The 10,135-nt window shown below is 61.6% G+C and carries 7 protein-coding genes and 1 rRNA gene; 5 read left to right on the top strand and 3 right to left on the bottom strand.

Features of this window, described 5'->3' with window-relative positions:
• Nucleotides 1-72: 72 nt before the first annotated feature.
• Nucleotides 73-2,004 (bottom strand): cyclic di-GMP receptor LapD, encoded by a 1,932-nt coding sequence (gene lapD / locus N7650_RS27560; protein WP_279900870.1) that lies wholly within the window; start codon nt 2,002-2,004, stop codon nt 73-75.
• A gap of 9 nt (nt 2,005-2,013) precedes the next feature.
• Nucleotides 2,014-2,769 (bottom strand): cysteine protease LapG, encoded by a 756-nt coding sequence (gene lapG, locus N7650_RS27555; RefSeq protein WP_311985883.1) that lies wholly within the window; start codon nt 2,767-2,769, stop codon nt 2,014-2,016.
• 246 nt (nt 2,770-3,015) lie between these two features.
• Here lapG and N7650_RS27550 point away from each other — a divergent pair, with 246 nt between their 5' ends.
• From N7650_RS27550 to N7650_RS27530, 5 genes are all read left to right on the top strand, one after another.
• The gene (locus tag N7650_RS27550; RefSeq protein ID WP_037062502.1) at nt 3,016-3,705 is read left to right on the top strand and encodes a GntR family transcriptional regulator; all 690 of its coding nucleotides are present in this window, start codon (nt 3,016-3,018) and stop codon (nt 3,703-3,705) included.
• Between the two features lie 543 nt (nt 3,706-4,248).
• Nucleotides 4,249-5,025 (top strand): DUF3050 domain-containing protein, encoded by a 777-nt coding sequence (locus N7650_RS27545; protein WP_279900868.1) that lies wholly within the window; start codon nt 4,249-4,251, stop codon nt 5,023-5,025.
• On the top strand, nt 5,022-5,969 hold the full coding sequence (locus N7650_RS27540; RefSeq protein ID WP_279900867.1) for a diiron oxygenase: 948 nt from the start codon (nt 5,022-5,024) through the stop codon (nt 5,967-5,969). The genes N7650_RS27545 and N7650_RS27540 overlap by 4 nt, the downstream gene beginning before the upstream one ends.
• Nucleotides 5,966-9,385, top strand: a complete 3,420-nt coding sequence (locus tag N7650_RS27535; RefSeq protein ID WP_279900866.1) for an amino acid adenylation domain-containing protein — start codon at nt 5,966-5,968, stop codon at nt 9,383-9,385. The genes N7650_RS27540 and N7650_RS27535 overlap by 4 nt, the downstream gene beginning before the upstream one ends.
• Nucleotides 9,386-9,408: 23 nt before the next feature.
• Entirely contained in the window at nt 9,409-9,876 is a 468-nt protein-coding gene (locus tag N7650_RS27530; RefSeq protein WP_009408417.1) for an SRPBCC family protein, read from the top strand.
• Nucleotides 9,877-9,932: 56 nt separating this feature from the next.
• Here the strand turns inward: N7650_RS27530 and rrf are convergent.
• Nucleotides 9,933-10,048: ribosomal RNA gene (rrf, locus tag N7650_RS27525) — 5S ribosomal RNA — on the bottom strand.
• Nucleotides 10,049-10,135: the final 87 nt, after the last annotated feature.

Genomic DNA, 10,135 nt, shown 5'->3' with positions numbered 1-10,135 from the left:
CTCATCGCTCAAGCCGGCCCCATCGCTGGCAAGCCAGCTCCCACAGGTTTCGAGCCGACCACAAGACTGTGCTCAGCGCCAGGGCGCCGGTTCGCCCACCAGGCGGCCTTGCACGCCCTGGATCTCCATTTCCCGAAGCACCTGCAACTCGCCTTCGGTTTCCACGCGCTCGGCGATCAGCGGCAGGTCGATGCTGTGGGCTGCGCGCTGTATCGCCTCGATGAAGATGCGCTTGTGCTGTTCCTCGTCGATGGCGCGGATGTAGCTGCCGTCGATCTTCAGGTAGGCCAGACCGAGGTGGGCAAGGTTGCCGATCATGCTGAAGCGGCCGCCGAAATGCTGCAGGCTGAGGCTGAAGCCCAGGCCGCGCAGACGCCGGGTCAGTTGTTCCAGCACCACCTGCTCGGGCAACTGCTCCTCGGCGATTTCCAGGGTCAGGCGCGGGCCGAGGCTGGCATGCTGGCCAAGCAGGTCGAAGACCTTCTGCAGACTGGCCGGGTTGGCCACGGTGGTTGCCGACAGGTTCAGCGCCAGCGACCGGTCATGCCCGTGCATCTGCTTGAGCACCTTTTCCAGCATCAGCAGGTCAAGGCGGGTTGCCCAGCCGAAGCGCTCCAGCGCCGGCAGGAAGCGGCCCGCGGCGATGGCTTCGCCACGCTCGTCGATCAATCGCGAGAGCACCTTGTAGTGCAGCACGCGATCGAGATGGTTGCTGTCCACCACCGGCTGGAAGAACAGTTCGAAGCGACCCTGGGCCAGGGCATCGTCCAGCAGCGTATGCCACTGCCGGTGGGTATCGCTGGCCTGGGTCGCAGAACCCTGCTCCAGGCACACCCACGACGGCTCCGGCTGGCTCTGGGCGCGGGCCAGGGCCTCATCGGCCAGTTGCAGCAAGGCCTTGGGCTCGTCACCCGGGCTGAACGGCGCCAGGCCGATGCAAGCCGAAGGCGTGACATCGGAAATCCCGCGCAGGCCGGCGTCCAGCGCCTCCGCCAGGCGAATGGCGTCGTCATGGCTCAGGCCTGGCGCAAGCACGGCGAATTCGCCACCACGGCTGCGGGTGATCAGGTTATTGGTTTCCGGGAAGCTGGCGCAGATGCCTTTCAGTTGCTGGCCGACCGCCTGCAACAGCTGGTCGGTACGCTGGCCGCCAAGACGCTGGTTGAGGCCGGCGAGGTCCTGCATGCGCAGCAACAGCAGGTAGCCGTCGCGGGCTTCTTCCAGGTTGCTGACCCGGGCATTCAACTGCATCTCGAAATAGCGCCGGTTGGCCAGCCCGGTGAGGCTGTCCTGGTAGGACTCGACCCGCAGCTTCTCGCTGCGCTCGGCCTGCTCCTGGTACAGCGCCTTGAGCTTCTCGACCATCTGGTTCATCGCCTGCACGACCCGACGCAACTCGGGCGTGCGCGGCAGGTCCGGAAGGCTGAGGAATTCGCGGCGGGCGATGGCGTGGGACTGTTCGACCATATAGTCCAGCGGACGCAGCTGGCGCCGCAGCAACAGGGCGCCGGCGATTGCACTCAGCGCCCCGCACAGCAGCAGCCAGCCAAGGCTGCCAAGGGCGCTTTGCCACAGCTTGGCGAGGGCAAACATCGGGTGGCTGACCACCTCGACCCGCGCCGCCTGCTGCCAACCGCGCATGACAATGGCATCGCCACCGGCCGCTTCCAGGCCGATCAGCCTGATGAACCACTGCGGCACTCCACCCGGGTCAGGGTCGGCATGGCGCTCCACCAGCACGGCATTGGAGCCGAGATCGACCACACGGATGCTGGCGTAGTAACCACTGTCGAAGATCGAGCTGACCATCAGCTCGACCATCGCCGGGTCATCCAGGTTCGGCGTCAACGAAAGCGCCAGTGCCGTAGCGGCATCCTGGGCATGGGAGCGCAACTGATTGACGTACTGGCTGCGCGAGCTTTCCAGGCTGACCATGAAGCTGCCACTGAAAGCGACCACCAGGAACAGGCAGATGGCGAGCAACAATTGTTTGAACAGTGACATCGGAGCTCCTCAGTAGACCGGCTCGGCAGGGAATCCCTCCGCCTGCATCTTTTTCAACAGATCCTGCCAACGCGACAGGCGCTTGGTATCGCCGACTTTCTTGTTTCCCGTCGCGCCGGTCAGCCACAAGCCCTCGCCATTGAAGGCGTAGACTGGCAGCAGGTCGGGACGCTGGCTGGCCGGCTTGATCGCATCCATCAGGCTGTCGAGGACCAGGGGCATGGCGTCAGGGCTGGAATAGTAGGTCAGAACCATGTGCGCACGGTTCTGGCGCAGGGCCTTGACATAGGTGATGCGCAGTTTGTCGGCGGCAACGCCGAGGCGGCGCAGGCTGAAGTACTTGGCGATGGCGTAATCCTCGCAGTCGCCGGCGCCCTTGATCAGCGACTGGATCGGCGTGGCCCAGTAATCGACCTCGTGCCACAGGTCGATATCCTCTTCGTAGCGCAACTGGCGGTTGAAGAACTGGTTCACCACCTGCAGCTTCTGCGCCTCGTCGAGTTGCTTCTGCGTTGCCAGCAGTTGCTGCCAGGCGTCGATGCGCTGCTGGCCCGCGCCAAGCGGGCCATACAAGGCAGCGGCCTTGCGGCTGATCTGGGAAAAGTCCCAGTCCGCGCGCAAGCCGCCCAGCAACGCCAGGCCAAGCAGCAGGGCGAATCCCACCCGGCGCATGGTCAGAAAAATGGCCCAACGTATCGCCAAGGCAGACTGTCCGCGAAATCCCTGGAAAGGACGATGGTGCCGCCAGGCCCCGGAAAAAACAATCAGCGCCGGACAATCATTGCGCCATCACCTCTCAGGGTGTCCGACAATCGGTTGGCGCCCGGCCCGGCACACCACTTTCATTCCCGTTAAAGTTCATTCAGGATTAGCGCCGGTCCAGCCACAGGCCCTTGCCCACGTGAGGCGAAACGATTCTGCCAACGGCATGGCCGGCACGGTTTGACAAGCAGCGAACCCCTCACTAGCGTGATTGGATCCAATCCGCACGAAATGCAGGACAACACCAGCGTGGCCGCTAGAACCAAACTCCTCAGCAGCATCCTGGGTAACGAACAGGTCCCCGCGCACCTGGCCCGCAGCGTGATCGAAGAACGTTTGCGCAGCGCCATACTCGACGGACGCCTGGCGCCGGGCATGGCGATCCGCCAACAGGAGTTGGCAACCCTGTTCGGCGTCAGCCGCATGCCGGTTCGCGAGGCGCTGCGTCAGTTGGAAGCCCAGGAGCTGCTGACGGTGGTGGCGCACAAGGGCGCAGTAGTCGCCCCGCTGATCGGCGAGGACGCAGTAGAAGCCTATGAGCTGCGCACCATGCTGGAAAGCGAAGCCCTGCGCCAATCGATTCCCCTGCTCGGCCCTGAAGACATCGCCCAGGCACGCGGCTATATCCAATTGCTGGAGAACGAAACCCGGCACGCCGAGATCGGACGCCTGAACCGTCTGTTTCATATGAGCCTGTACACCAAGGCGCACAACCGAAAGCTGCTGCGCCTGATCGACAATGAATTGTTGCAGGAGGAGCGCTTCCTGCGCTTTCACCTGTCTTCCATGGGCCTGGGCAAGCTGACCCAGGACGATCACAACGGCCTGGTCGATGCCGCCGAGGCCAGGGCCATCGAGGACGCCGTGGCCATCCTGCACCGCCACCTCGACAAGGCGATGCGCACCATTCGCGACTATCTGGGCAAGACCGCACAGTAAGCGTTGCTCTCCCCCGCTTCCCACGCCCGCTTCGCCCGGCCATGACAGGCTGGGCGTTTTCTGCACACTCTAGTTCGAGCAAGTGACCGATCGATCGGCTGCGGCACGGCCCTGGTCGCCTGCACGAATTTCAACCAGCAGAAGGAGCGCGCCCGGGCGAGGGCCGATTGCGATCAACCGCCCCGATAAAACATCCAGTCCGTTCGTTCATTTTCGGAAAGTGCCCGGAGTGAGGCATTCACTCATCATCAACTTACTTTGGCGCTTATTAGCCGAAGCGGGAACTTTCATCCAAATAAAACAACTTTCAATTGTTTTAGTGGACGCGCTCAACCTATGAAAACCAGCGGAAATATTATATTCGCAAATAACTTGCGAAAAACTTTCAAGTTGCCTTAGCTTCTACTCGCCGGGCATCAAGCCGGCTGCACGAGAGCATCTACCCCCTAGCCTGCTGGTTATAAGTCCCAGGGCATCCCCTCGCCCGGGTTAACAATCAGCGCATAACTTTCGGCTGCCACCAGGTCATTCAAGGAACTTGCAATGAACAGTCTCGAACCGCTGTTGCATGAAAAGAAAACCGAACTGGCGAAACATCCAATCTTCGCTGAAATCCACTCGCTTCCGATACTTCGTCGCTTTATGGAAACCCATGTTTATGCCGTCTGGGATTTCATGTCGCTGACCAAGCGCCTGCAGCAAGAGCTGACCTGCATCCGCTTGCCCTGGCTGCCGCCGCGTGATCCGGAGGCCGCGCGACTGATCAACGAAATCGTATTGGGCGAGGAATCGGATGATCGCCTCGATCGAGGCCACTACAGCCATTTCGAGTTATATCTGGATGCGATGCGCGAGGTCGGCGCCTGCACCGCCGGCATCGAGCGTTTCGTCGCGCTGCAGCGAGAGGGTGTGCCTCATCGCGCCGCACTGCACCACGCAGGAGCCAGCGAGGCAGCTCAGGCGTTCGTCGGACAGACACTGGAAATCGCCTTGGCTGCCCCGGCGCATGCCGTGGCTGCAGCCTTCCTGCATGGACGGGAGAGCGTGATTCCCACCATGTTCCAGCGCATTCTCGATGACTGGGGAATCACCGGCAGCCAGGCGCCGACCTTCCGCTATTACCTGCAACGGCACATCGAGGTGGACTCGGAGGATCACGGGCCGGCAGCCGGGCAGCTGCTGGCACGCCTGGTCGGCGACGATCCCCAGCGCGAGCGGGAAACGTACGAGGCGGCGATCGCTGCGGTGGAAAGCCGATTGGCGTTCTGGGATCGGCTGCGTCTGTCGATGCATCAGGAAGTCGCCGAGGCCAGCGTATGAACAGTCTCGACTATCAGTCTTTTTCCGACACCTGGGAGGACCGGGCCACCATCCGCACTCGCCCCCGGCGCCTGGTGGAAGACGATCATCGCCTGCTCTATCCGTTGAGCCGGCTCCCCCTGGTACTGACCGCAACCTTCCAGAACGAATGTGCGCACCTGCGCGACTTCGCCCTCGCACAGGGGCTCTACAAGTTCATCAACGACGTGGTGATCTTCGAGACCGAGATCGTTGACCGCACCGCCCGCGCCATTGCCAAGGACCGCTTCGCCGTGCGCTTTCCCCCGGCCTGTCGCTACGACGCCATGACCGTGGTAGTGGACGAGGATTATCACGCCCTGGTGGCGATGGACTTCATGCAGCAGGCCATTGCCCTGACCGGCATCCAACCGGTGATCCTGCCGACCGAGATCGAGTTGAGCCGGGCCATTCCGGCCGCGCTGGCGCTGGTCCCCGAGCGGTTGCGCGACGCCGTCGAGCTGATCTGCGTAGCCATTGCGGAAAACACCCTGACCAACGACGTCGCCGCCTTTGCCCGGGACGACAGCGTCAAGCCGTCGATCAAGGGCTTGATGGCCGACCATCTGCTCGACGAGGGGCGTCATTCCACCTTCTGGGCACGCCTGACCCGGATCTACTGGGGCCAGGCGCCGGAAGCGGATCGCCAGCTGATCGCCGGAGTACTGCCGGTGTTCATTGCGCAGTACCTGACCAACGAGATTCAGAAGTCCTTCGACCTGCAACTGATCGAAGCGCTGGATATCGCGAGGCCAGTCGCTGCAGCACTGCGTGAGGAGGTGGCCAGCATGGCTTGGCCGATTGGTCATCAGCATCCGTTGCTGGGAAACATCCTGCGTTTTTTCAGAAACAGCTCACTGCTCGATACGCCGTGCGTGCAAGAAGCGCTGGCCGGCTACCTGCCATCGGCAAGGAGGGCGTCATGAAACGCCTGGAGATTGTGCTGGCCGGCAGCAGTCAGGCCTTGGGCATGCTGCATTCGCAGCTGGAGGAACATGGCCATGTGGTACAGCTGATTAACGGTCGGGAGGCACTTGCTGGCCGAACCCCGGTCAGGCCCGACCTGGTGATCGAAGACGGCAGCCTTGAGCTGCCGGACTTCGGCGGCTGTGCAGTTCTCGGCCTGCGGGTTGGCAGCAGCATACCGGTCGCCGGAAAACTGCCCGAGCTGGAGTTGCTGTATTGGGCCGGTACGGCGCAGGCACAGCGGCTGATCGATCGTCAGCCGCTGGAGCAGGAAGTTTCAGGCAATGGTCAGGCTCTGCGCATGAGGGCGCTGAAGGCAATGCAGGAGCGGGTGGCATTGCATGTCAGTCGCCTCTCCCGCTACCCGGATCATTTTCGCGAGATCCAGGCCAGTGAGCCGATGCGCCAGGCCCATGAGCATGCCTTGGATTGGCTGGAAAAGCTGGCGTGGATGCATGTCTTCAACCGTGGCCTGGAACATGGATTACTGCTCGCAAGCACAACCCCAGTGACCGCGCGGCTGGAACAAAGCCTGTTGGAACATGCGCGGCTGCCGGCGCTGAATTTCGATGGACAGCGCTTCAGCTATGCCCACCTGCACGGGCAAGCGTCAGCCATACAGGCTCGGTTACTGCCGTTGCTGAGCGGGGAAACACCGGTGGTTGCCGTATGCCTACCGAAATCAGTGGAGCTGTATGCCAGCTTGCTGGCGGTACTGGGTTGCGGAGCGATTTATCTGCCGCTGGATCCGGAAACGCCTGTCGAACGCTTGCGCTTCATCCTGAGCAATGCCCAGGCCAGCGTGCTGATCCATGATGCAACGAGCACGGCACTTGCCGGTGCAGTTCCGACGCTGGATCTGGACCATTTGCCGGAGCGGACGGAAGGGGCCGGCCTGGTCAGTACGAGGCCGGACATCGATGCGCCCTGCATCGCGATCTATACCTCCGGCACTACCGGCCAGCCCAAGGGCGTGGTGCTCAGCCAGGGCAATGTCAGCCACTTCCAGGCCTGGTACAGCGCCCATGTGCGGCTCACACCGAACAGTCGCGTGTTGCAGTTTTCCACCATCAATTTCGATGCCTCGCTCCTCGACATCCTGCCGACATTTGTTTGCGGAGCGGAACTGGTGGTACCGAACGAGCAACAGCGGCGGGATCCGGCGAGCCTGGAGGCGCTGATTCGGCAGCAGGAGGTAACCCACGCATTCCTGCCCCCTGCCCTGCTCAGCCTGCTGACGCTGGAGCGCACCGGCCTGGAACATCTAATCACCGGAGGCGATGTCTGCGAGCCAGCAGTGGTGGAGCGGCTGGCCGGGCGCTTTCGCTTCCACAACATCTATGGCCCGACCGAGACCACGGTGCTGGCCACGACGCGGGTTTTCGCGCCGGGAGACAACGTGCGCAACCTCGGGATGCCGATCAGCAACAGCCGGGTGTTCCTGCTCGACGAACAGCTGCAGCCGGTACCGGAGGGTAGCCGCGGCGAACTGTGTATCGGCGGGCCTGGTGTCGGCCTGGGTTACCTGAACAATCCAGCGCTGAGCGAAGAACGCTTCATTAGTCTCGAACTGCCCGACGGCGAACGGATCAAGCTGTATCGCACCGGCGATCTGGCCCGATGGACTGCCACAGGTATCGAAATCTGTGGGCGCCGGGACAACCAGGTGAAGATCCGCGGGTTCCGTGTCGAGCCCGAGGAAATCGAGCATTGCCTGCGCGGGAGCCGTCTTTTCGGCCAGGTAGCAGTTGTGATCGATGGGCAACGTCGGGTGTTGGCATTTCTCGCACAGCCGATGGATGCCGAGGCACCTGAACGGCTGCGTGCGTATGCCGAACAGCATCTGCCCGACTATATGCGGCCATCGGTCTACCAAGAGCTGGCACAGATGCCCTACACGGCCAACGGCAAAATCGACCGTCGGGCGTTGTTGGGTCTGTCAGTGGCGCCTGGAGGAAACGGGCCGCGTCGGCCTCCTGCCAGCGCTCTGGAGGCGCGTTTGCTGGGCTTGTGGAGCGAGCTGCTGGAGTTGCCGGTCGAGGAGATTTCCACCGATGACAGCTTCTTCAACCTCGGCGGACATTCGATCCTGCTGTCGCGCCTGCTGTTGGCGATTCGTGAGCATTTCGGTCAAGGCATTCCGATAAATCGCTTCATCGAAGAGCCGACACTGCAGCGCCTGGGCGCATTGCTCAGCGGGGCGCGGAGCGTTAATAGCACCCTCCATCCGCAAGCGTTGGCAGATGCCGCCCGTGCGATCGAATTACAAGCTCTACCGATGGAAAGGCTTGGTGATGTGCATCGAGTGATAGTCACCGGGGCAAACAGTTTTCTCGGTGTGCATATTGTCGCAGCGCTACTGGATTGGGGCGCGACGGAGGTGGCATGCCTGGTTAGACGTGGGCCAGACACAAGTGCCACCGAACGATTTGCCCAGGCGGTCAGCGAGAATCGCATCAGCGGCCTGGACTGGCGGCGCATCCGCGTGCTGGAAGCCGATTTGCGTCGGCCGAAGCTGGGCTTGAGCGAGGCCGACCATGAGGATCTGGATCGTCGCTACGGTGCACTTATCCACAATGCGGCCCAGGTTAACCACGTGCTGGATTACCCGGCGCTGGCAGCGGACAACGTCGAGCCGCTCTTCGAGTGCTTGCGCCTGTGCGAGGGGCGAACCAAGAAGATTTTCAATTTCGTTTCCACCCTGTCTGCTTGCAGCGCCAGGGATGAAAACGGTCGCGTGCTGGAACAACCGCCCGCTGCAACTCCGCCGCTGTACATCCGCAACGGCTACAACCTGAGCAAATGGGTGGGCGAGCGCATTCTTCAGCGCGCGCAGGAGCAAGGTGTCTGGGTGAACCTGTTTCGCCCGGGGAACATCACCTTCAACAGCCGCAGTGGCGTCTCACAGCCGCACAAGAACCGTCTGATACTGATGCTCAAGGGCTCACTGCAGCTGGGCCAGGTGCCGGCACTGGATCTTCAGTTCGATCTGATGCCGGTGGACTTCCTGGCTCGCTTCATCGCCTTCCATGGCAGCCGTTATCGCGCTGGACAAGCGGTGTTCCATCTTCATAACCCGGAGCCACTTCACTGGGCGCGCTATGTCGCGGCATTTCGTGATGCCGGGCGAAGCTTCGAGCTGGTCAGCGTGGCGCAGTGGCAGCGCCAACTACAGCAGGTCGATCGCGACAACGCGCTGTTTGACGTTCTCGGCTTTTATCTCGACGGGTTCGAGGAAGACATCGGCGACATCTCACTGATCGAGCATGCCAATGCACGCGATGGCGTGCACTTGATGGGCGAGCGCTATCCGGAGAAAAGCCCTGCCCTGCTTGAGCTTGGCTGCCGCTACCTGCGGGAAATCCGCTTCATTTGATTCACCACCCAGAGGGCAACATCATGCGAGTACTGAAACCCGACACGCTGATCCGCAATCCGCAAGGCTGCCTGGTCGTGTCCCAGGTCGATATCGAAGCACCGGCAAGCAATACCTGGCATATCGTTGGCAATTTCGCCGGGTTCGCCGTGTTCATACCGGCACTCAGCCACATCGAGATGACGGGCACTGGCGTGCGTTCGATCCGCAAGAAGTTCTTCAAAGACAACAACTTCGTGATCGAGCAACTGAACTCGAGGGATGAGCAGGCGATGTACATGACCTGGAGCCTGATTCATACCAGCCTGAATATCGGCAATCTATGGGCGGCCATGGAGGTTAAGGATCTGGATAACAACCGCAGCCGGGCTATATGGACCATCCAGGGCGAGCCATGGGAGGGCGGCCCGGAGGCGCTCCCGGCGTTTCAGGCCTTTCTGCAGAAGTTTGCCGACGACGCCATGAACAACGTGCGCAATCTACTGACCTAGGCCCTGAAAAGACAAAACCCCTGTCTGCATATGCAGACAGGGGTTTCGGAATTGAATCTTGACGATGACCTACTCTCACATGGAGAAGCTCCACACTACCATCGGCGATGCATCGTTTCACTACTGAGTTCGGGATGGGATCAGGTGGTTCCAACGCTCTATGGTCGTCAAGAAATTCTGTGTGCCGTTCCGTCATCAAGCGACGGCGCAGCGAAATCCTGGTACTTCTACTAAAAGACAAAACCCCTACCTGCATAAG

It is taken from the genome of Pseudomonas sp. GD04058 (genome assembly GCF_029836855.1).
Classification (GTDB): Bacteria; Pseudomonadota; Gammaproteobacteria; order Pseudomonadales; family Pseudomonadaceae; genus Aquipseudomonas; species Aquipseudomonas bharatica.
This window is presented reverse-complemented; position numbering and strand designations above follow the sequence as displayed.